Here is a 22,058-nt window from a genome sequence, read left to right on the forward strand (position 1 = left end):
GCAGCGTTTGTTATGCCGGAATGCAAGAGGCCGCGCCCAGAGTATGTATGGGCGCGGCCTCTTGCGTTTCAATACGGACAAAATCTATCCCGTGATGTTATTAATTATTCATTATTAATTGCACCTTCGTATCCCAGCTGTCGCCATGCTTCATAGAGCGTTACGGCAACGGCATTGCTGAGATTAAGGCTGCGGCTATCCGCCACCATGGGCAGGCGCAATCTCTGTGTTGGCGGCAGACTTTCCAGAATGGGGTCCGGCAGGCCGCGGGTTTCCGGCCCGAATAACAGAACATCTCCGTCCTGAAAACAGGCTTCGCTATGGGGGCGGCTACCCTTGGTGGTCATGGCGAACAGCCGCTGGCCAGCGACACTTTCCTGAAACGCGGCAAAATCCCGATGCACCTGTAATGCGGCGAACTCGCTGTAGTCGAGGCCGGCGCGGCGCAGTTTCTTCTCTTCCAGGGAAAACCCCAATGGCTCAATCAGATGCAACTGGGCGCCGGTGTTGGCGGCCAGGCGGATAATGTTGCCGGTGTTGGGGGGGATTTCCGGCTCGAACAGGGCGATATGCAGCATGTCGGGTTTTGCCTTGGCGGGGTGGGCGTGGTACTGATCAGAACTACGATAAGCGCTACGACAAGAATAACAGGACATGGATGATGATGTGGAAACGCGGGACCTTGGTGTTGTTGTTTTTACTGGCCGGTTGCAATGAGCCTTCGCCGCAGGACAAGCCGGGGCAGCTCCTGTATGTGGCGCCCTATGGCTCGGCATGTATTGGTGTCGGCGTGATGGAGTGTTTGCGGGTCAAGCATGAGGCCGATGCCAATTGGGAGCTATTCTATAACCACGTAGAGGGCTTTACTTACGAAGAGGGGTTTCAGTACACCTTGCGAGTGAAGGTCGAAAACGTGGAATCGCCACCGGCGGATGGCAGCAGCTTGCGCTATACACTGCTGGAAGTGGTGGAGAAAACTCCGGTGAACCCGTAACGAGAGGAGAGGGCTGGTGAAGTGTGTGTTTCAGGCACGGCACATGATTGAAGCTCATATGCTGGCCAACCTGCTGGACCAGGTGGGCATCATGGCCCAGGTGCATGGCGATATGTTGCAGGGCGGCATGGGTGAGCTGCCGGCGGCGGGCCTGGCGACAGTATGGGTGGCCGCCAACGATGAAACACGGGCCCGGGAAGTGATTGCTGAGTTCGAGGCCAGCCAGCCGGCAGATCGGGGAGAGGGGGCGCCCACTACCGGTGCAGCACCGCTGGCCGGGCAGGGATTTATGGCGGGTTTGATAGTGGGGCTGGTGATCGGTGCGGTGCTGGTGTTGATGCTATTGCGTTAAAGTCGCGTTGGCGGTGCACCCACCGGACACAAAAAGCGCCACGTTTTTAGGCGTGGCGCTTGATGCGTACAGCGTGTTGCGTCTCTTAATTACCGCCCGGCGCGCTTGCGCTCGGTTTCGGTGAGCAGCTTCTTGCGAATACGCAGGGAGTTGGGGGTCACTTCCACCAGCTCGTCGTCTTCGATGAAGTCCAGCGCCTGTTCCAGGCTGAAACGGATCGGCGGGGTGAGAACGATGTTCTCATCGGTGCCGGAGGCGCGCATGTTGGTCAGCTGCTTGCCCTTGGTGGGGTTGACCACCAGGTCGTTGCCACGGCTGTGGATGCCGATGATCTGGCCTTCGTACACATCCACGTTCGGGTCGATCAGCATGCGGCCACGTTCCTGCAGGTTGAACAGGGCGAAGCCCAGCACCTTGCCTTTCACCATGGATACCAGCACACCGTTGATGCGCTTGGCCATGTCGCCGGCCTTGTGCTCGCCGTAGTGGCTGAAGGTGCTGTTGAGGATGCCGGTGCCGGAAGTCAGGGTCAGGAACTGGCTGCGGAAGCCGATCAGGCCACGGCTGGGTACCAGAAATTCCAGGCGAACCCGGCCTTTACCGTCCGGTTCCATGTTGGTCATCTCGGCCTTGCGCAGACCCAGGTGCTCCATGATGGCGCCCTGATGCTGTTCTTCCACGTCGGCCACAACGGTTTCGTAGGGTTCCTGCTTCACGCCGTCTTCTTCACGGATGATTACCTGCGGGCGGCCTACGGCCAGCTCGAAGCCTTCACGACGCATGTTCTCGATCAGTACCGACAGGTGCAGCTCGCCACGGCCGGAGACGCGGAACTGGTCGGCGCTGCCGGTTTCTTCCACGCGCAGGGCCACGTTGTGCTTGAGTTCGGCTTCCAGGCGCTCACGGATCTGGCGGCTGGTAACGAACTTGCCGTCCTGGCCGGCAAACGGTGAGGTGTTCACGTGGAAGAACATGCTGACGGTGGGTTCGTCCACGCTCAGCGGGGTGAGCGCTTCCACATTCAGCGGATCACACAGGGTGTCGGAAATGTTCAGCGGATCTAGGCCGGTGATGCAGACAATCTCGCCGGCGGACGCGGTGGTGGCATCGACACGCTCCAGGCCGTGGTAGCCCATGATGGTGAGGATCTTGCCGTTACGGACATTGCCGTCGGCGCCGATCACTTTCACCGGGCTGTTGGCCTTGATGTTGCCGCGCTTGACCCGGCCAATACCGACGATGCCCAGGTAGCTGTTGTAGTCCAGAGAGGAAATCTGCATCTGGAAAGGGCCGTCAGCATCCACGTTCGGGTAATCCACTTTGTCGACGATGGCCTGCAGCAGCGGGGTCATGTCGTCGGCCAGATCATCCGCGTCCAGGCCGGCAATGCCGTTCAGGGCAGAGGCATAGATTACCGGGAAGTCCAGTTGCTCGTCGGTGGCGCCCAGGTTGTCGAACAGGTCGAAGACCTGATCCATCACCCAGTCCGGGCGAGCGCCAGGACGGTCGATTTTGTTGATCACGACAATCGGCTTGAGGCCGGCGGCGAACGCTTTCTGGGTCACGAAGCGGGTTTGTGGCATGGGGCCGTCCACTGCGTCTACCAGCAGCAGCACGGAATCCACCATGGACATGACCCGCTCTACTTCACCGCCGAAGTCGGCGTGGCCGGGGGTGTCCACGATGTTGATGCGATAGTCATTCCACTGGATGGCGGTGTTCTTGGACAGAATGGTAATGCCCCGCTCTTTCTCCAGATCGTTGGAGTCCATGACCCGTTCGATGTCGCCGGCGCGATCTCCCAGGGTGCCAGACTGTTGCAGCAGCTTGTCCACCAGGGTGGTCTTGCCGTGGTCAACGTGGGCGATGATGGCGATATTGCGCAGACGTTCAATCACTAGTGATGCTCCAAATATGGTGGGCGAAACCGTGCCAGCGGTTTCGCAGGGGCGCGCATTATAGCAGCGTAGCGTGTGGGTGATAGCCCGCCGGTCAGCCTTTATCGTAAGATTGGCAATTGTGAACAAGTTCAAAATTTCACGGTTGAGCCTGCGAGAGGCCCGATGATCGCCTAGAATGGCGCAACCATTTTCCGGGGGACCGGTCAGAGGCTGGGTCGGAAATCCCGAGATCAGGCTGTAATGCTTTTACAATCAGGTTGTTATAATGCGCACATTCCTTGCTTTGCTGTTGGTGCTGGCGCCCTTGGTGGTGGTGGCTGACGACTCATCCGGCAAGATGATTTATGGCTTGCACGAGAAAGTGCACATCAAGGAGTTGGGCATTACGGTACCTGCCAAGCTGGATACGGGGGCGGATTCTGCCTCCCTGAGCGCCCGTTACATTCGTACTTTTGAGCAGGATGGCGTGGAAATGGTCGAGTTCGACCTGTCCATCGACCGCGATGACCGGGAAGATTGGGGTATTACCGCGGAACAATGGGATGATGTGGAGCTGCCACTGTCAGGGCATGTGCGCATCAAGCGACGGGCAGAAAGTGTGTCGCCGGGTGAGCGGGACTACAGCCGTCGTCCGGTGGTAACCCTGACGGTTTGTATGGGCAACCGCCAGGAGCAGATTGAAGTTAACCTGACAGACCGCAGCGAGTTTCGTTATCCGTTGCTGATGGGTTCCGAAGCGCTGCAAGGCCTGGGCGCATTGGTGGATCCGTCGCTATCAATGGCGGTGGGCGAACCCGGTTGTCAGGCCAGTGAAGACAATAGTGAAGACAAGGTTGTCGAGAGCGACGACGAGACGATGGAGGCTGCCGAGGCGCTATAATGGGTTCTGTGAAGTTGCAAGCGCGGCTGCTTGCCGTTTTCCTGCTTTTGTTGGGGGGCGGCAGTATCGCTTACCAGCTGTTGGTACAAAATGTGCCGCTCAGCCAGGACGAGAAGGACCCGGTGTGGGTCGTTGATGCCCAGGTCTCTTTTTCGGCCAAGGCCAACAAACCCGTCAAGGTGCGCATGTTTGTGCCGCCGCTGGGAGTGGGCTATACCACCCTCAATGAAAGCTTTATCTCCAACAATTACGGCGTGAACGTGAATGTGGAGAAAGGCAACCGGCAGGTGACCTGGTCGTCCCGTCGCGCCGAAGGCAACCAGTACCTCTATTACCGCCTCATGCTCACGCCGCGTTATGCGGATGCCCCGGAAAATGATCCCGGCCCCCAATTCCGCCCGGCCCCGACACTGGATGGCCCGGACAAGCTGGCAGCCGACGCGTTGCTGGAGCCGATTCGCCAGCACTCGGCGGATGTGGAAACCTTTATCAGCGAGACCATCAAGCGGGTCAACGAGCTGGAAAACGATAATGTCCAGCTGCTGCTGGGCAGCGATGTGAGTCCGGAGAATCGGGCCAGCGTGATCGACTTGCTGTTGGCGGTGGCGCATATCCCGGCCGAGCCAGTGCATACGTTGCGCCTGGCGGAAACCCAGGAGCAGCAGCCGGAGCTGTGGCTGCGCAGCTTTAACGGCAAAAAATGGCTGTACTTCAATCCGCTCAATGGCCAGCAGGGCCTGCCGGAGGATCGCCTGGTCTGGTGGAGTGGCCCCGGGCCGTTACTGAATATCGAGGGCGGCAAGTCTGCGGACGTGAGCTTCAGCGTGCATGAGAACGAAATGAGCGCGTTGCAGCTGGCCCAGTCCCTGCGTTTGAAAGACGTAAGCAGTTTTATCGATTTCTCCCTTTACGAATTGCCCTTACCTGCCCAGCAGCTGTACCGCATCCTGGTGATGATCCCGGTGGGAGTCATGTTGGTGTTGTTTATTCGTTCGCTGATCGGCATGGAAACCCTGGGGACCTTTACCCCGGTGTTGATCGCCCTGGCATTCCGTGAGACGCAGGTGGTCTGGGGGGTATTGCTGTTTACCTCCATTACCGCCATCGGGTTGTCGGTGCGCTCCTATCTCGAACATCTGAAATTACAGTTATTACCCCGGCTTTCCGTGGTGCTGACCTTTGTGGTGATCGCCATGGCCTTGATCAGCCTGCTGGGCTACAAGCTGGGCATGGGCTCGGGCCTGTCGGTGGCGTTGTTCCCCATGGTGATCCTGACCATGGTGATCGAGCGGACCTCCATCGTCTGGGAGGAGCGTGGCGGCACCCAGTCGCTGAAAGTGGCGCTGGGCACGCTGGTTGCGGCCATCTTCTGTCACCTGCTGATGGTGTGGCAGCCGCTGGTGTATTTCGTGTTCACCTTCCCGGGCGTATTGCTGTGCCTGGCCGCAATCATGGTGCTGATGGGCCACTACCGGGGTTATCGCCTCACCGAGCTGTTGCGGTTCCGTGCCATGGTGGACGGGGATAAACGCTGATGTTCTGGTCGAAAACCCGCAAGGCCCTGCGCGCCCGTGGCGTCATGGGCATTAATCAGCGCAATGGCGATTACATCCTGCGTTATAACAAGCGCAGCCTGTACCCGCTGGTGGACGACAAGATTCAGACCAAGCAAATGGCGCTGGATGCGGGAATCCGTGTGCCGCACATGTACGGCACCATCGCCACCGAGCAGGGCATCAGCACCTTGCACCGGGTAGTGGAGCAGCACCGGGATTTCGTAATCAAGCCCGCGCAAGGGGCCGGCGGTGACGGCATCATGGTGATTGCCGATCGCTTCGAGGATTATTTCCGCTCCGCTTCCGGACGCATCATTACCACCGAAGAGCTGGAACACCATATCTCCGGGATCATTTCCGGTATCTATTCCCTCGGCGGTCATCGCGACCAGGCACTGATCGAATACCGGGTGCGTTCCACCGAACTGTTCAACCGGATCAGCTTCGAAGGGGTGCCGGATATCCGCATCATCGTGCTCAAGGGTTACCCGGTGGCGGCCATGTTGCGTTTGCCCACCCGGCAATCCCAGGGCAAGGCGAACCTGCACCAGGGCGCCATCGGCGTGGGCCTGGATCTAGCGTCCGGGGTCACTCTGGATGGCACCTGGCACAACCTGAAAATCGAACGTCACCCGGATACCGCCAATCCGGTGGCCGGGCTGACCGTGCCGGACTGGCAGGAATGCCTGGAGCTGGCAGCCCGTTGCTACGACCTGACCGGGTTGGGCTATCTGGGGGTGGATCTGGTGATGGACCACGAGCATGGTCCGATGATGCTGGAGCTGAATGCCCGTCCGGGCCTGAATATCCAGATCGCCATGGATGACGGCTTGCTGCGCCGTTGTCAGATTATCGAGAAACAGCTCGAGGCCCTGAAAGACGAAACCCGTCCGGTGGCCGAACGCGTGGCCTTCGCAAAACAGCAATTTGCGGTGGCCGGCCCGGTGCCGGCGGAAGAAGAGTAAAGGCCGGCAAGCGGCAAGCCTGTCGCTTGCTGCCTTCGTCAGCCGCTTTCAGCGAATCCCTTTCCCCTGTTGGGTGCCCTGCCAGAGTAGTGTGATCAATGGATCCTGTGGGTTCCCCAGCACACTGTAAAAGCGGTACTCCGCTTGCATCGTCCCGTTATCATCCTGCAGATCAATGGTGGCCAGGCCGTGGGTGGCGCGGGTGAAGCGTTGCTGTTCACTGGGAGGCCCCAGGTCGTTATTGATGCTGGCGGCCCCGGAAATCAGCTGACGGGTGCCCTGGTATTCCCCCTCATCGGACAGCACGTGGTCATGACCGCCCACCAGCAGGTCCAGGTGGCCGAGCAGCTTTGGCTTGAGTGAGAGGTTGATCATCTCGCCGGCATCACCGTGGGAGCCGGTGCTGAACATGGGGTGGTGGGCAAAACCCAGGCTAAAGCGGCAGCCATGCTGGCGGGCCGTTTCCTTGGCCTGTTCCAGCCAGCTGCCCTGGCGGCGGAAGTAATACCATTTTTCGAACCAGGTGGTTTCCAGGCTGAAGGCGCAAGCGTCCGGCCATTGTTCAAAATAGTAGAAGTGGGGAAAGTGGACTTGTGGGTAGCGCCGCGCCACTTCCAGCCAGGCCTCGCCGCTGCCTTTCCAGTCATGATTGCCCAGCACCAGATAGAAGGGAATGCCCGCGTCCATGGCCGGTTTCATGGGGGTGAGGAAGCGGCTTTCCAGCAAGGGATCGTCGGCACTGGTGATGCCGTCCGGATAGACAAGATCCCCCAGGTAGCGCACCTGGTCACATTCCAGGTGCACCAGCGCCTGACCCACGGCCATGGACGGGGCATTGCCCCAGCCGCCATCGCCCACCGCGCAGATGCGCTGCCCGGCTAGGGGCTCCTGATGAACCAGCCAGGGGCCGTGGGGCGTATGCCACCACCAGCCCAGCGCGGCAGCGATCAGGGAAAACAGTGACGCCATCAGCAGCCAGCGAAGTCTTGAGCGCATAAAGCAAAGCAATTTCAATTACATGGGTGGCCGAGTGTGGCGGACCGGCATGACGGTGAAGTGACAACCGGTCGGTGTGGCAGCCATCGGGAGGATGCGCCCTTGGCCCGCGATTGCTATACTGCGCCGCCCAATTTTTGAGCTGTCCCCACAGCAACGCAGGTTTTTCGATGACAGAGGCAAGCCAACCAATCAAGCGCCGCGCCATTGCTCTGGTGTCCGGTGGACTGGACTCCATGCTGGCGGTGAAAGTCATGCAGGAGCAGGGCATCGAGGTGGAAGGCGTCAACTTCTACACCGGCTTCTGCGTGGAAGGGCATACCCATGCCATCCGCAAAAAGGACAAGGACAAGGAAAAGCGCAACAACGCCTTGTGGGTCGCCGAGCAGCTGGGTATCAAGATGCACATCATTGATATCTCCGAGGAGTACAAGGATGTGGTGCTTAACCCCAAGCACGGCTACGGCGCCAACCTGAATCCCTGCCTGGACTGCAAGATCTTCATGGTCAACCAGGCCACGCTGATGATTAACAAGGCCCGTGAGCTGGCGGGTGACCGGGGCTTCGATTTTATTGTTACCGGTGAGGTAATTGGCCAGCGCCCGAAGAGCCAGCGCAAGGAAACCATGCCGATCATCAGCCAGGAGTCCGGTGCGGATGATCGCCTGCTGCGCCCCCTGTGTGCCCAGAACCTGCCGCCTACCCTGCCCGAGCGAGAAGGCTGGGTGAATCGCGATGAGCTGCACGATTTTTCCGGGCGCAATCGCAAGCCGCAGATGGCGCTGGCTGCCAAGTTCGGGCTGGATGACTTTGCCCAGCCCGCCGGCGGTTGCTGTTTCCTGACCGATGAATCCTATTCCAACAAGCTGGCCGACCTGTGGAAGGCCCGCAACGAGCGTCGCTACGAGCTGGATGACATCATGCTGCTGAAAGTGGGCCGCCACTTGCGTCCGCAGCCCCATTACAAGCTGATCATCAGCCGCGAGGAAGGTGAGAACCGCTTTCTGGAAGGCTATCGCTACCAGTTTACCAGCATCACCACGGTGAGCTGCCCTGGCCCGCTGGCACTGGTGGATGGCCAGTTCGGCAGCGATGCGGAGCTGGAACAGGCTGCCGCCATTGTGGCCCGTTACTCCAAGGGCCGGGTTGAAGAGGCTGTGACCCTGGAAGTGCGCAGCCCTGACGGGGTCGCACGGGAGATTACCGTGGCGCCGGCGCAGCCGGATGCGGTACTGGCCAGCTGGAATGTGGGCTGAAGACAGCGACGTAGCTGCGAGAAAAACAAAAAAGTGCTGCCGAGGTTGTGCTTTATTTGCGGCGCGGCCCATCTTTTAGAAGCTAGAAGCTAGAAGCTAGAAGCTAGAAGCTAGAAGCTAGAAGCTAGAAGCTAGAAGCTAAGGATACCTTGATGAGCGACACCCCGATTGAACTGGATGTGCGTCGGTTGCTGTGCCCCATGCCGGTGATCAAGACCCAGAACAAGGTAAGAACCCTGGCCACCGGCGATACGCTAAAAGTGGTCTGCACCGACCCCGGCGCGTTAAGCGATATCCCGGCCTGGTGCCGGATTAATGGCCACGAGGTGCTGGAAATGGGCGAGCAGGGCAACGAGGTTTTTGTGGTGCTGCGAGTGGGTGAAGATAACGGTGCACTGTTTTAGTGCTTTGCACTTATTGAGTGCACTGTTGCTGTGCACCAAAATGAATCATCTTCCCTGGTTTTTGCGATTTAGGCGGGGAATGCGCTAAAAAAGGGCTGGCACGGTATTTGCCTCCCTATTGGCAAAGCTGGCCCAGTGGCCGAGAATACCGGCTCTTTGTGTTGCGCTTACCCAGAGTGGCACGACGAGTCAGAGACAAACCCGCTGTTCCTTAGGAGGACGCACGATAATGTCTGTTAAGACCCTCAAACTGATCAAAGAAAACGATGTGAAATGGGTGGACCTGCGCTTCACCGATAGCTCTGGCAAGGAGCAGCACGTCACCCTTCCGGTTGGCGAAATCGATGAAGATTTCTTCCAGGACGGCAAAATGTTTGATGGCTCCTCCATCGCTGGTTGGAAGGGCATCAACGAATCCGACATGGTAATGATGCCGGATGATGAGTCCGCCGTAATGGACCCGTTCACCGACGTGGCTACCCTGAACCTGCGCTGCGACATTCTTGAGCCGACCACCATGCAAGGTTACGAGCGCGACCCGCGTTCCGTTGCTCGTCGCGCCGAGGAATACCTGAAGTCTACCGGCATCGCAGACACCGCTCTGTTCGGTCCTGAGCCTGAATTTTTCGTATTTGATTCCGTGCAGTGGAAATCCGACATGCAGGGTTCCATGTACAACATCCACTCTGAAGAAGCTGCGTGGGTGTCCCACGAAGACTTCGAAGGCGGCAACATCGGTCACCGTCCGGGCGTGAAAGGTGGTTACTTCCCGGTTCCGCCGGTAGACAGCCTGCACGATCTGCGTGGCGCCATGTGTTCTGCCATGGAGTCCATGGGGCTGAAAATCGAAGTGCATCACCACGAAGTGGGCACTGCGGGCCAGTGTGAAATCGGCGTTGGCGCCAACACCCTGACCGCCAAGGCGGACGAAGTACAGATCCTCAAGTACTGCGTACACAACGTGGCACATGCCTATGGCAAAACCGCTACTTTCATGCCCAAGCCGCTGATCGGTGATAACGGCTCCGGTATGCACGTGCACGTGTCCCTGGGCAAAGACGGCAAAAACCTGTTTGCCGGTGACGGCTATGCTGGCCTGTCTGACGAAGCGCTGTATTTCATCGGTGGTATCATCAAGCACGCCCGCGCCCTGAACGCATTCACCAATGCTTCCACCAACGCCTACAAGCGTCTGGTGCCCGGCTTTGAAGCGCCGGTAATGCTGGCCTACTCTGCTCGCAACCGTTCTGCGTCCATCCGCATTCCGTTTGTGAACAGCGCCAAGGCCCGTCGTGTGGAAGCGCGCTTCCCTGATCCGTCTGCGAACCCGTACCTGTGTTTCGCATCCCTGCTGATGGCTGGTCTGGACGGCATCAAGAACAAGATGCACCCTGGCGATGCCATGGACAAGGATCTGTACGATCTGCCGGCTGAAGAAGCCAAAGACATCCCCACCGTGGCTCACACCCTGACCATGGCGCTGGATTGTCTGGAAGAAGACATGGACTTCCTGACCGAAGGCGACGTGTTCACCAAGGATATGCTGGATGGCTACATCGCACTCAAGCGTGCCGAGGTTGAGCGTTTGAACATGACCCCGCACCCGGTTGAGTTCGACATGTACTACTCTTGCTAATGCCTTTCGGCACCTAGCAGAAAAGGGCCCCCGCTTGTCGGGGGCTTTTTTTTGCCTGTGAAAAGGCGGCCATTTTGTGCACTTACCCCTTTTCTGAAGGGGCGAGTCAGGCCAGAATCAAGGACAGTCATATGGAGATAACAATGAAAAAGTCGCTGATTGCGTTTGTTGCCCTGGGGTTGGTGTCTGGACTGAGCCTGGCGGCCACAGCGGAAGAGGAAGAGGGTGCCAGCCGGGTAGACGCCGCTGATGCGCCGGCGTCGAAGATTTACCGGACCACCGATGAAAAGGGCAATGTGGTATTCACGGATCAACCCGGAGAGAACAGCCGCTCCGAGGAAGTGAAACTGAAAACCACCAATACAGTGCCAATCAAGAAGGTGGAAATGCCGGAGGCGGTGTCGGCGCCAGAGGAAGAGGCGGCGGACCCCGCGGTGGAGGAGTACACATCGCTGACCATTACGTCCCCGGAAAGCGGCTCGACGCTGCGTAACCCGACCGATGCCGTGTATGTATCCGTGAATCTGCAGCCCGGGCTGCAAGCCGGCGATAGCCTGGTGTTGCTGGATAATGGCGCGGAGCAGCCCGCCCTGCAGCTGGATGCGCCGGAACGCGGGGTGCATAACCTGATCGTGAAAGTGGTGAGCGAGGAGGGCGAAACCCGCATCACCTCCGAGCCGGTGGAAGTGTACATTCACCGCAGCACGGTCAGTGATTTCCGCAATTTCCCCGGTGGCGGGAGTAACGGTGGTGCTGCGCAAGTCGGTGGTGCAGCGGACCGTGGTGGTTCGGCCAATGTGGGAGGCAGTGCTTCAACCGGGGGCGCTGCCAGCGTGGGCGGTGGTGCAGATCGGGGCACCGCTGCCCAGCCGGCAAAACCGAATCGGAGCATCCGTAGCAACTAACAATGCACCTTAATGGTGCATTCCGCCCCTCCTTCCCTTTAAACTCATCAATAGCAGGCTTTTACGCCTGTGCTGCAGGCCGCTGATACCCGCTTTGTCGGGCTGATCTACAGGTGGCCTGATAATTGCTTATGCCCTGTTATGGGCCAATTTCTGATGGGTGACATTACGTTGCACAAACGACTACTGGATCACCTGCGTACCGCAGTGATCATGCTGGACGATGCCTTGTGCGTGCGCTACCTGAACCCGGCGGCGGAAATGTTGCTGGCGACCAGTACCAGCCGTGCCGTCGGTCAGCCTCTGCCCGATTACTTTTTCGATGATGAAGAAGCCCGCCTCGCCATTCAGCAGTGCATTGATGATGAGCACCCCTTCACCCAGCGTGAGGCGCGGCTGTCGGTGGCGCCGGGCCATGAAATCATGGTGGATTATTCGGTCAGCCCGATTAACGAGCCGGGTCAGCCGTTGTGTCTGCTGATGGAAATGCAGTCGCTGGATCGCTTGCTGCGGATCAGTCGTGAAGAAGCGCTGATTCATGCGCACCAGGCTACCCGGGCACTGGTGCGAGGTGTGGCCCATGAAATCAAGAATCCGCTGGGTGGCATCCGCGGTGCGGCCCAGTTGCTGGAGCGGGCGCTGCCTGACCCGGAGCTTACCGAGTACACCAAGGTCATTATCGATGAAGCCGACCGGCTGCGGTCGGTGGCGGACCGCATGCTCGGCCCGCGCAAGCCGCCCGAGTTCCGTGCCGTGAATGTGCACGAGTGCCTGGAGCATGTGCGCCAGTTGCTGCTGGCGGAATACCCCAAAGGCGTGGCGATCTGGCGCGATTACGACATCAGCTTGCCGGATGTGATCGCCGACCGGGACCAGCTGATTCAGGTATTACTGAACCTTATCCGCAACGCCACCCAGGCGTTGCTGGAATCGAAGACGCCGGCACCGCGCATCACCATGCGTACCCGGGTGTTGCGCCAGTTCACCATTGGCGCCCAGCGTCACCGTTTGGTGCTGCGCATGGACATTATCGATAACGGCCCGGGCATTGCCGAGGATGTGCAGGAAACCCTGTTCTATCCCATGGTCAGTGGCCGTGCCAGCGGCACCGGGCTGGGGCTTTCCATTGCGCAGTCCATCATCAGCCAGCATCAGGGGTTGATTGAGTGCGAGAGCCAGCCGGGCGAAACCGTGTTTAGCATCCTGCTGCCCATGGAGCAGCTGGATGAAACAGAGAAACCGACATAGCGTTAATTGCGCTGCTTTGAACAGAGCGACGCCATACAAGCCGGCCGCTGATTGCGGTGGCGATGGAAACAACAGGAGTAGCAGGTCATGAGTGTCAGTATTTGGGTTGTGGATGATGACCGCTCCATTCGCTGGGTGTTGGAAAAGGCGCTGGGCCAGGAAGGCTACGCGGTGACCTGCTTTGAAGATGCGGATGAAGCGCTCAATACCCTGGAGCAGGGCGGGCAGGAGCCGGAAGTGCTGATCAGCGACGTGCGCATGCCCGGCACGGATGGGTTGCGGATGCTGAAAATTTTGCAGCGCAAGAATCCGGATCTACCGGTGATCATCATGACGGCGCATTCCGATCTGGATTCCGCCGTGGCCTCCTACCAGGGGGGCGCGTTTGAATACCTGCCCAAACCGTTTGATGTGGATGAGGCGGTGGCGCTGGTGCGCCGGGCCATCAAGCATCGGGAAGAGTCCCGTGGCGACTTTCCTGAACCGGTTGAAGAAGCGCCCACCGAGATTATCGGTGAAGCTCCTGCCATGCAGGAGGTGTTTCGTGCCATTGGCCGGTTGAGTCATTCCAATGTGACAGTGCTGATCAATGGTCAGTCCGGGACCGGTAAGGAGCTGGTGGCTCGCGCCTTGCACCGCCATTCCATGCGGCGCGAGAAAAATTTCGTCGCCCTGAACATGGCGGCGATTCCCAAAGACCTGATTGAATCAGAGCTGTTCGGCCATGAAAAGGGGGCCTTCACCGGCGCCAATAATCAGCGTGTGGGGCGTTTTGAGCAGGCCAATGGCGGCACCTTGTTTCTCGATGAAATCGGTGACATGCCGCTGGAAGCCCAGACCCGTTTGTTGCGGGTACTTCAGGAAAGTGAATTCTATCGCGTGGGCGGGACCACGCCGATCCACGTGGACGTGCGGATTATTGCTGCCACCCACCAGGATCTGGAAAAGCTGGTGAAAGAAGGCGATTTTCGCGAGGATTTGTTTCATCGCCTTAACGTTATTCGTATCCATATTCCGCGCATGGCGGAGCGCCGTGAAGATATTCCCCGCCTGGCCAATTACTTTCTGCAGCGTGCCGGCAGTGAGCTGGGGGTGGAGCCGAAAATCCTGCACAAGGACACGGAGAAATACCTGTCTGCGCAAACCTGGCCGGGCAATGTACGGCAGTTGGAAAATACCTGTCGCTGGCTGACTGTGATGGCATCCGGCCGGGAAGTGCTGGTGGATGATCTGCCTCCGGAGCTGAAAGAAACCGGTGCCGCGAAAGGCACGGATGTCAGCGGTGACTGGCTCAAATCCCTGCGCAACTGGGCTGACCGGGCGCTGTCTCAGGGCGAGCGCAGTATCCTTGAACAAGCGGTGCCGGGCTTTGAGCGCACCATGATTGAAGTCGCTCTGCAGCACACCGGCGGGCGCAAGCGTGACGCGGCGGCATTGCTGGGCTGGGGGCGCAACACCCTGACACGCAAGATCAAGGAACTGGATATGGAAAGCCAGCTTGGAAGTGATGACGACTGATGGAAGTAATTAATAGTTAATAATGAATAATTAATAACTGCGCGAAAGCGCATTGTTTCGATCTGAAACGCAAGAGGCCGCGCCCAATACTGGGCGCGGCCTCTTTGCTTTCTGAAAAGACTAACCAGAAACGCGTAGCTATTAATTAATCAGACTCTCAATCTTCCAGCCGCCGTCCTGGATCCAGTGGCTGTCCATCTGGTAGCTGTCGGCATCATCCGGCAGCACATTTTTTCCTCCCCAAGCCAGAGCGGTAAATTGCACCCGGGCCTGCTTTTGTGTCACCGGGTCCAGATCAATCTGGATGCGTGTAAAGGTGAGGTTGCGGTTCGGGTAGCGAAAGAAAATGCCCACCAGGGTGCGGTGAATGTCCTTGCGTTGCAGGGTTCTGCCGCGCCGTTCAATGGCCACATTGTCGCTCAGCCTGTCCATGACTGTGCCCGTGTCGCCGTCTTCGATGGCAGTTTCGATTTCAGCAAGAGCATCCTTGATGGCCTGCTCCGGGGGCGTGTTGTCACAAGCTGCCAGCAGCCCTTGCAGCATAATCAACAACAGGTATGCTGAAATTCTTCTTCCTGTCAGAACCTGACTCATGGCGTTATTTCCTTTTCTTGAGCCGTATCGGCAATGTTACCTCCCGGTTGGGCAGGGGCATCAGTTATATGTGGAAGAGAGTGGTAATCCGCAGGGCATTCCCGTGGTGGTGTTGCATGGTGGCCCCGGTGGCGGTTGCTCTCCAGCATTGCGGCGTTTTTTCGACCCGCAACGGTTTCGAATTATTCTGTTTGATCAGCGTGGAGCCGGTCAAAGCCGGCCGCTGGCGTCCATTGATGATAATACCTTGAGCCATTTGCTGGCAGATCTCGAACAGATTCGACAGGCGTTACACGTCGAACGCTGGATGGTCTTTGGCGGTTCCTGGGGCGCCACTCTGGCGCTGGCTTATCTGGCGGCGTTTCCACAGCACATTATCGGCATGGTGCTGCGTGGTATTTTTCTGTGTCGTCGCCAGGATCGCGACTGGCTTTATACCGAAGCCGGGGCAGCCAGGATGTTCCCGCAGGCCTGGCAAGCCTTCCAGCAGCAAGCGCCGCCGGGCAGTGGCAGCTTGCTGGAGCGTTACTATCAGGGGCTGCAAGGCGAGCACGCTCGCCGTTATGCCCGGGCCTGGTGTAATTGGGAATCCACCCTGGCACTGATGCCGACCCAGCCACCGGGGCCGGGCAGTGATGACGAGTTATGCATGGCTCGCCAGGAAACCCATTATTTTCTTGCTGATGGCTTTGTGGAGCAACCGTTGCTTGAAGCTTGCGCCGGCAGTGTCGTGCCGGTGGAAATTGTGCATGGCAGCCGGGATTTTGTCTGCCCGCCGGAGCAGGCGCTGGCGTTGCATCAGGTGTTGCCAAACAGTGTGCTCAACTGGGTCGAGCAAGGCGGTCATTCTTCCATGGATCCGGCGGTTGCAGAGGCGCTGGTTAAAGCGGTGATTCGACTTGAGGGGAGAGATAGGCGTTGAAAGTGTTGATGCAGCGGGTTGGCGAAGCCCGTGTTGATGTGGGCGGTAGAACCGTGGGGGAGATTAACAGTGGCTTGTTATTGCTTATCGGCATAGAAAAGCACGATGACGACGCCTTGGTAGAGCGGATGGCGGAGCGTATCGTCGGCTATAGGGTTTTTGCGGATGAGCAAGGGAAAATGAATCGGGATGTGAGAGACGTGGGCGGAGAGCTGTTAGCAATTTCCCAGTTTACGCTCGCTGCTGATACCCGCAAGGGGCGCCGACCGAGCTTTAGTGATGCGGCTGATCCTGTGCTGGGCCGGCGGTTGTACGAGTACTGCGTGACGCAGCTGAGGACCCACGATGTGCCCGTCGCGACCGGAATTTTTGCCGCTGATATGAGTGTTTCTTTGGTCAATGATGGCCCGGTTACCTTTATGCTTGAGATGTGACTTATTCTGAATAAGCTTATTGCAAAGCCGTTCTCCTTGTTTATGATGAGTTCAGTTGCCTGAAAAGGTGACGGGGAGAGCATTGCCGGCATTTGCTGACAGTCGTTGTGGCCGATCAATATGATCGCTGCATCCCCAAGGAAGATTCATAAAAACTTGGAGGAATTCAGGATGAAAAAGACACTTATCGCTGCCGCTCTGTTGGGCGCTTCAACATCTGCCATGGCTGTGGCACCAGGTGGTCCAGGCTGTGGTTGGGGTAACATGCTGTTTGAAGGTCAATCCGGCATGCCGATGCACCTTCTGGCAACGTTGGTTAACGGTACTACCGGTAACGCTACCTTCGGCATGACCACAGGGACCAACGGTTGTGATACCAGCGGCGCCTTGACCTACAGCGGGCAAAGCCTGCTGGGTATGACTGGCGTAATGGAAGAAGTGGCGCAGGACATGGCTACCGGTGACGGTGAAGCCCTGACTGCTCTGTCTGTTTCCATGGGTATTCAGACTGAAGACCGCGCACGTTTCAACGCGCTGATGCATGAAAACTTCGCGGCGATTTTCCCGAACCAGGACGTGACTGCTGCTGAAGTGATGGCGAGCATCACTGACGTGATGAAACAGGATCAGGCGCTGTCCAAGTACCTGGCCTAATCAGCACAAAAGATCCATCAGAGCCCCGCTTTTGGCGGGGTTTTGTTTTTGGGGCCCTCTTTTCTGACACTTTTGTCGGCTTGTAATTGAGACGGATGAATCCGGATGCGCACTGGTCTTTTCTGTGTGCTGCTGTGCTGGTTTATGCCGGCGTTTGCTGCAACCCCTTCCCTGTCCGAACTGGCGGAAACGTCCCGCTGGCAGGCGTTATTGCATATCAATCCCGGTGCGACCCTGCGTGACAAGCATCAGAGTTATGTGGATGACGACACTTTTTTTCTCGCCGATTCCGGGAAGGCCGATCCGTTAGCCGAGCTTGAGGCGACCGAGCGGGCTCTTCGTGCTGCGGACTCGCCGGCGCGTTGCCGTTTTCCTGCGCGCTATCGTTTTCTGTCCGAGCACCTGGGGTGGCAGCACGAGGCGCCCTTTTCACACTGCGATGACTACAACGAATGGCGCGGCGCGATTCATGCCAAACGCGCGGTGCTGGTTTTTCCCGCAGCCTATTTGAACAGCCCTTCGTCCATGTTCGGACATACCTTGCTAAGGTTGGATCAGGGCGAAGACAGCGCCGTCTGGTTGTCGTGGGCGGTAAACTTTGGCGCGGTTTCAACCGAAGCCGATAATTCTTTCTTCTATATGTATCGCGGTCTGGCGGGGGGCTATCCGGGTCGCTTTGCCCTTGTGCCCTATGTGCAGAAAATCCAGGAATATTCGCACATGGAAAACCGGGACATGTGGGAGTACACCCTGGATCTGGATCAATCGGAACTTGATTGGCTGATTGATCATTTGTGGGAACTGAAAGACATCAATTTTGATTACTACTTTTTTGATGAGAACTGCTCGTTTCGTCTGCTCGAGCTGGTAGAAGTGGCGCGGCCGGGATCCGAATTGCTCAGCGAATTGCGGTTTGCCGAAGTGCCGGTAAATACGGTGCGGGCACTGGATGAGCGCGACATCATTAGCAGCCGCCATTACCGGCCATCCAAATCCGTGGAGCTGGATAATCTGCGTAAACAGCTGGATGGCGCCCAGCAAAAACTGGCAAGGGCGCTGGCTGAGGATCCAGGCCTGGCTGAATCGCCTGCCTTTAAGGCTGAACCGGAAGCAACCCGGGCGATTATGGCGGCGGTGGCTTATCGCTACATCAGGCTGACTCATCGCAAGGAAGAGCGAACCCCGGAAGTGGCAAAACGCTCTTTTGCGCTACTGACGCTGATGAACAGCCTGCCCGCAGCACCAGTACCGGAAACCAGGAACCCGGAACCGCCGGAAAAAGGGCATGGCACCCAGATGTTGGGGGTCAGTGGCGGTCAGCGCGAAGGCGAGCAGGATTTCGGCGAGTTGACCTACCGGTTGACCTACCATGATTTGCTCGATAATCAGTACGGTTTCCTGCGCGGGGCGCAGATTGAAGGGCTGGACCTGACCTTGCGCAGCACCGAATCCGGGCAGGTCAAGCTGGAAGAGCTGGATGTGGTGAGCATCCGTTCGCTGGCACCGCGAAACCGCTTTATGAAGCCGCTGAGTTGGTATGTGGAAGGCGGGCTGGAGCGTGCCTGGGCGGGTCGGCGCCGGCTGGTGCGCTACATACAGGGCGGTGCTGGCGGCAGTTGGCTGTGGGGGAACTGGCAGCCGTATCTGTTAACCAGCGTGCGAATGGAGAATAATAGCGAGTTCGGCACCTTCCTGACCCCGGGGGCCGGTCTGGACGCGGGTATTCTGTATCACCGTGGCGACTGGCAGTGGCAGTTAGGCAGTGTGGGGCATTATTTCACCAACGATGAATATCGATCCTCCTCCCAGTTTGCGGTGCAGTGGGCAATGACCCGGCAGCACGGCTTGCGCGCTTCGCTGGAGCGCGAGAACCGGCGGGGTGGTTACGATGACGAGTTCAAACTCCAATGGCGATGGTATTACGATTAAGCGCAGCGTTGCTGCTGAGCCTGCTGCTGGCAGGGTGCAGCAAACTGTTTTTCTACCCCATGTCTCCGTGGGTGCAGAACCCGGAAAACCAGGGGCTGCAGTACGAAGATATTGTACTGATACATCCGCGCGGCATGCGTATCCATGGTTGGTGGCTACCGGCGGCCGATGATGCGCCGGCCCGTGGCACGGTCTATTTCCTGCACGGCAATGCCCAGAACATCAGTACCCACCTGGCCAATGTGCAATGGTTGCCGGCGCGGGGCTATAACGTTTTCCTGCTGGATTATCGAGGCTACGGCTTGTCGGAAGGCAAGCCGCGGCTGCCGGACGTTTTCGATGATGTGCAACTCGGGCTGGACTGGCTACGCCATGCCCAGCGCACGGACGGTGCGCCGCTGGTGGTGTTTGGGCAGAGCCTGGGGGCTTCCATGGCCGCCAGCGTATTGGGCGAAGAGGGCAATGCCGGGGCGGCTGATTGCGTGATTCTGGAAGCGGCGTTTGCCAGCTACCGGGATATCACCAGCGACGTGATGAAGCGTAGCTGGCTGCTGTGGCCGTTGCGCTGGATGGTGGTGCCCACCATGCCGGATCGTGCGCTGGACCCGGAGGAACGAGTGGCTGACATCGCGCCGACGCCCTTGCTGGTGATGCACAGTGAAGATGACCCGGTGATTCCCTACGCTCACGGCGAGCGGCTGTATGCCGCGGCGGCGCAACCCAAAACCTTCCAGAAGCTGCGTGGAGGCCATACAGAGAGCCCTCGTGACCCGGCGGTGCAGCAGCGCCTGGTGGATTTCATGCAGGACAATGATTGTGCTGCCGAGGTGACGAAAGCGGAAGAGGTGCCCGAGTCGTCCGGTGAGGGTGAGGAGCCGCCAGCGTTACCTGCGCCTGCGCCCATCTCCACGCCTGACAATGGCTATCGATTCTAGTGGGCTTTGTAGGTTGAGTTAGCTTTGGATGTCGGATTACGCCTTTAGGCTAATTCGACCTACGGATCTACGAATGTAGCGGCACAGAGAGCCTAAAGGCGTAATCCGACATTGGGCTGACGCCCCCTTGTTCAGGGGACGGCTTCAATCACCTAGGCGGGCGGATTCTCTGCCTGTTTCTTTACCATCCGGGCGGCGAGCAGGCCCATCTCGAACAAAAACCACATGGGAATCGCCAGCAACGTCTGGCTGATGATGTCTGGTGGTGTCAGCAACATACCAAGCACGAAGCAACCCACCACCACATAGGCGCGGGCCTTGCTCAATTTTTCCACCGTGGTGGCCCCGGTGCTCACCAGTAGCACGATGGCAATGGGCAACTCGAACGCCAGCCCGAAGGCCAGGAACAGCGCCAGTACAAAATCCAGGTAGCTGCTGATGTCCGTGGTCACGGCCACGCCTTCCGGGGCGATGGCGGTGAAGAACTGGAACATCAACGGGAATACCACGAAATAGGCAAAGGCGGCGCCGCCATAGAACAGCAGGACGCTACTGGCCAGCAGCGGTATCGCCAATTTCTTTTCATGCTTGTACAAACCGGGAGCCACAAAGGCCCAGGCCTGGTGGAGAATAAACGGCATGGCGGCGAAGACGCTCAGGTACAGGGTCAGCTTGAACGGCGCCAGGAAGGGCGAGGCCACGCCGGTGGCAATCATGTTGGTGCCGGCAGGCATGGCGTCCATCAGCGGCTTGGCCACCAGGGTATAGAGCTCGCGGGAAAACGCGAACAGACACAGGAAAACGATAAAAATGACGACCATGGCCTTGAGCAGGCGATTGCGTAGTTCCAGCAGGTGGGCAATCAGCGGCTGGCCGGCGTCGTTGCTGGCATCAGTCATTGCGGGTGGAGTCCTGGGGCTGGTCGTTGGTGCGCTGGCCGGTGTCGGCGTCATCCGCGTTCGGAGCGTCGCTATGGGGCTGTTCGCTGCGCGGTGCCCGTGAACGGGCAATTTGTTCCGGGCTCAGCAGGCTGTCTTTGGCTTCGCGGATGCTGTCTTCATCCAGCCCCATCTGGCGCATCTGCTTTTCCATGCGCTCCTGCATGTCCTGGGTCACGGCTTCACGTTCCAGCTCGTTCTTCAGGTGGTTGAAGGTAGAGCGGGCACGACCGATCCAGTGGCCGAGGGTGCGGGCGACGGTGGGCAGTCGCTCCGGCCCCAGTACCACCAGGCCGATAATGAAGATCAGGGTGAGTTCGGCAAAGCCGATATCGAACATCGCAACCTCGGTTTAGCAGGATTTGGTCCGGACTGTGTCGCCGAAAAGGCGGCAGGAATCAGGCCTTGTCCTTTTCCTTGTTCTGTTCGCTTTTTTGCTCGGCTTGTTGCTCGTTATCAGGCTGTTCGTCGTCGGCCAGACGTTTCTGGTCCTGCTCGTCTTCGCCATCTTTCATGGCGCTCTTGAAGCCTTTCACCGCGCCGCCCAGATCGCCGCCCATGTTGCGCAGTTTCTTGGTGCCGAACAACAGGACCACGATGGCCAGAAGAATCAGTAACTGCCAAATGCTGATGCCGGAAAACATGGCTTTCTCTCCGAAAAATTAAGGGCCGCGTTAGTGTTTACCGCTACGTGCGGCTTTTTCATCATGGCCGGACAGGCCAAAACGTCGTTGTAATTCTGCCAGAACCTTGTCCGGGTGTTCGCCCAGTTTGGCCAACATCACCAAAGAGTGGAACCATAGATCCGCGGTTTCGCTGATCAGCGCCTGGTTGTCGCCACTGACTTCGGCATCCCGGGCCGCAAGAATGGTTTCCACCGCTTCTTCGCCGACTTTTTCCAGGATCTTGTTCAGGCCCTTGGCGTAGAGGCTGGCCACATAGGAGCTGTCCGGGTCCGCGCCCTTGCGCGATTCGAGTACCTGGTGCAGCTCGCTGAGTATCTCTGACATAGTGTATTCCTTATTGCCCGGGCCCGCAGGG

24 protein-coding genes are annotated in these 22,058 nt (G+C 58.4%); 16 read left to right on the plus strand and 8 right to left on the minus strand.

The window, feature by feature from the left end; genetic code table 11:
• Positions 1–104 precede the first annotated feature (104 nt).
• Positions 105–578 carry a tRNA (uridine(34)/cytosine(34)/5-carboxymethylaminomethyluridine(34)-2'-O)-methyltransferase TrmL gene (gene trmL, locus F1529_RS03340; protein WP_155132151.1) on the minus strand — a complete coding sequence of 158 codons (474 nt, stop codon included), beginning with the start codon at positions 576–578 and terminating at the stop codon, positions 105–107.
• Between the two features lie 83 nt (positions 579–661).
• Between trmL and F1529_RS03345 the strand changes: the two genes are divergently transcribed.
• A complete protein-coding gene (locus F1529_RS03345) occupies positions 662–994 on the plus strand; it encodes a DUF4377 domain-containing protein (protein ID WP_230457693.1) in 333 nt (110 codons plus the stop codon).
• A 25-nt stretch (positions 995–1,019) separates the two neighbouring features.
• Entirely contained in the window at positions 1,020–1,346 is a 327-nt protein-coding gene (locus F1529_RS03350; RefSeq protein WP_290516770.1) for a DUF2007 domain-containing protein, read from the plus strand.
• An 89-nt stretch (positions 1,347–1,435) separates the two neighbouring features.
• Here F1529_RS03350 and typA read toward each other — a convergent pair whose 3' ends face one another.
• Positions 1,436–3,244, minus strand: a complete 1,809-nt coding sequence (typA, locus tag F1529_RS03355) for a translational GTPase TypA (RefSeq protein ID WP_370456939.1) — start codon at positions 3,242–3,244, stop codon at positions 1,436–1,438.
• 268 nt (positions 3,245–3,512) lie between these two features.
• Here typA and F1529_RS03360 point away from each other — a divergent pair, with 268 nt between their 5' ends.
• From F1529_RS03360 to F1529_RS03370, 3 genes are read left to right on the plus strand one after another with little or no spacing between them, the layout of a single operon-like run.
• A complete protein-coding gene (locus F1529_RS03360) occupies positions 3,513–4,127 on the plus strand; it encodes a RimK/LysX family protein (protein WP_155132153.1) in 615 nt (204 codons plus the stop codon).
• On the plus strand, positions 4,127–5,662 hold the full coding sequence (locus tag F1529_RS03365; RefSeq protein ID WP_007149821.1) for an inactive transglutaminase family protein: 1,536 nt from the start codon (positions 4,127–4,129) through the stop codon (positions 5,660–5,662). The genes F1529_RS03360 and F1529_RS03365 overlap by 1 nt, the downstream gene beginning before the upstream one ends.
• On the plus strand, positions 5,662–6,648 hold the full coding sequence (locus F1529_RS03370; RefSeq protein WP_007148605.1) for an alpha-L-glutamate ligase-like protein: 987 nt from the start codon (positions 5,662–5,664) through the stop codon (positions 6,646–6,648). Before F1529_RS03365 ends, F1529_RS03370 begins: the two co-directional genes overlap by 1 nt.
• Positions 6,649–6,696: 48 nt before the next feature.
• Here F1529_RS03370 and F1529_RS03375 read toward each other — a convergent pair whose 3' ends face one another.
• On the minus strand, positions 6,697–7,644 hold the full coding sequence (locus F1529_RS03375; protein WP_155132155.1) for a metallophosphoesterase: 948 nt from the start codon (positions 7,642–7,644) through the stop codon (positions 6,697–6,699).
• A gap of 170 nt (positions 7,645–7,814) precedes the next feature.
• Here F1529_RS03375 and F1529_RS03380 point away from each other — a divergent pair, with 170 nt between their 5' ends.
• The 6 genes from F1529_RS03380 to glnG all read left to right on the plus strand — a co-directional run bounded on the left by F1529_RS03380 (position 7,815) and on the right by glnG (position 14,611).
• Complete coding sequence (locus F1529_RS03380) at positions 7,815–8,900, plus strand: tRNA (5-methylaminomethyl-2-thiouridylate)-methyltransferase (protein WP_155132157.1); 1,086 nt, start codon at positions 7,815–7,817, stop codon at positions 8,898–8,900.
• A gap of 152 nt (positions 8,901–9,052) precedes the next feature.
• On the plus strand, positions 9,053–9,304 hold the full coding sequence (locus F1529_RS03385; RefSeq protein ID WP_155132159.1) for a sulfurtransferase TusA family protein: 252 nt from the start codon (positions 9,053–9,055) through the stop codon (positions 9,302–9,304).
• A 229-nt stretch (positions 9,305–9,533) separates the two neighbouring features.
• Positions 9,534–10,940, plus strand: coding sequence for a glutamate--ammonia ligase (gene glnA / locus F1529_RS03390; RefSeq protein WP_007148645.1), 1,407 nt, complete (start codon positions 9,534–9,536; stop codon positions 10,938–10,940).
• A 143-nt stretch (positions 10,941–11,083) separates the two neighbouring features.
• Positions 11,084–11,845 (plus strand): DUF4124 domain-containing protein, encoded by a 762-nt coding sequence (locus F1529_RS03395; RefSeq protein ID WP_230457694.1) that lies wholly within the window; start codon positions 11,084–11,086, stop codon positions 11,843–11,845.
• A 141-nt stretch (positions 11,846–11,986) separates the two neighbouring features.
• A complete protein-coding gene (gene glnL / locus F1529_RS03400; protein WP_007150164.1) occupies positions 11,987–13,093 on the plus strand; it encodes a nitrogen regulation protein NR(II) in 1,107 nt (368 codons plus the stop codon).
• Positions 13,094–13,180: 87 nt separating this feature from the next.
• Complete coding sequence (gene glnG, locus F1529_RS03405) at positions 13,181–14,611, plus strand: nitrogen regulation protein NR(I) (RefSeq protein WP_007150801.1); 1,431 nt, start codon at positions 13,181–13,183, stop codon at positions 14,609–14,611.
• 141 nt (positions 14,612–14,752) lie between these two features.
• On the opposite strand, the gene F1529_RS03410 is transcribed toward glnG, so the two are convergent.
• Positions 14,753–15,205 (minus strand): nuclear transport factor 2 family protein, encoded by a 453-nt coding sequence (locus F1529_RS03410; RefSeq protein ID WP_155132163.1) that lies wholly within the window; start codon positions 15,203–15,205, stop codon positions 14,753–14,755.
• Between F1529_RS03410 and pip the strand changes: the two genes are divergently transcribed.
• From pip to F1529_RS03435, 5 genes are all read left to right on the plus strand, one after another.
• Positions 15,204–16,127 (plus strand): prolyl aminopeptidase, encoded by a 924-nt coding sequence (gene pip, locus F1529_RS03415; RefSeq protein WP_155132165.1) that lies wholly within the window; start codon positions 15,204–15,206, stop codon positions 16,125–16,127. The two genes, F1529_RS03410 and pip, sit on opposite strands and share 2 nt — an antisense overlap.
• Positions 16,124–16,561 carry a D-aminoacyl-tRNA deacylase gene (gene dtd, locus F1529_RS03420; protein WP_155132167.1) on the plus strand — a complete coding sequence of 146 codons (438 nt, stop codon included), beginning with the start codon at positions 16,124–16,126 and terminating at the stop codon, positions 16,559–16,561. Before pip ends, dtd begins: the two co-directional genes overlap by 4 nt.
• Before the next feature lie 171 nt (positions 16,562–16,732).
• Positions 16,733–17,215 carry a DUF3015 domain-containing protein gene (locus F1529_RS03425; RefSeq protein WP_007149498.1) on the plus strand — a complete coding sequence of 161 codons (483 nt, stop codon included), beginning with the start codon at positions 16,733–16,735 and terminating at the stop codon, positions 17,213–17,215.
• A gap of 105 nt (positions 17,216–17,320) precedes the next feature.
• Positions 17,321–19,144 carry a DUF4105 domain-containing protein gene (locus tag F1529_RS03430; protein ID WP_155132169.1) on the plus strand — a complete coding sequence of 608 codons (1,824 nt, stop codon included), beginning with the start codon at positions 17,321–17,323 and terminating at the stop codon, positions 19,142–19,144.
• Entirely contained in the window at positions 19,123–20,079 is a 957-nt protein-coding gene (locus F1529_RS03435) for an alpha/beta hydrolase (protein ID WP_230457695.1), read from the plus strand. The genes F1529_RS03430 and F1529_RS03435 overlap by 22 nt, the downstream gene beginning before the upstream one ends.
• 152 nt (positions 20,080–20,231) lie before the next feature.
• Here F1529_RS03435 and tatC read toward each other — a convergent pair whose 3' ends face one another.
• Genes tatC through F1529_RS03455 form a run of 4 tightly spaced genes read right to left on the minus strand, consistent with a single transcriptional unit; the run spans position 20,232 to position 22,027 of the window.
• A complete protein-coding gene (tatC, locus tag F1529_RS03440; RefSeq protein WP_155132171.1) occupies positions 20,232–20,978 on the minus strand; it encodes a twin-arginine translocase subunit TatC in 747 nt (248 codons plus the stop codon).
• Entirely contained in the window at positions 20,971–21,357 is a 387-nt protein-coding gene (gene tatB, locus F1529_RS03445) for a Sec-independent protein translocase protein TatB (RefSeq protein ID WP_155132173.1), read from the minus strand. The genes tatC and tatB overlap by 8 nt, the downstream gene beginning before the upstream one ends.
• Before the next feature lie 58 nt (positions 21,358–21,415).
• Positions 21,416–21,661 carry a Sec-independent protein translocase subunit TatA gene (gene tatA, locus F1529_RS03450; RefSeq protein WP_155132175.1) on the minus strand — a complete coding sequence of 82 codons (246 nt, stop codon included), beginning with the start codon at positions 21,659–21,661 and terminating at the stop codon, positions 21,416–21,418.
• Positions 21,662–21,691: 30 nt separating this feature from the next.
• Entirely contained in the window at positions 21,692–22,027 is a 336-nt protein-coding gene (locus tag F1529_RS03455) for a phosphoribosyl-ATP diphosphatase (protein WP_007151285.1), read from the minus strand.
• Positions 22,028–22,058: the final 31 nt, after the last annotated feature.

The organism is Alcanivorax sp. VBW004 (assembly GCF_009718865.1).
In the GTDB taxonomy this organism is placed as follows: domain Bacteria; phylum Pseudomonadota; class Gammaproteobacteria; order Pseudomonadales; family Alcanivoracaceae; genus Alcanivorax.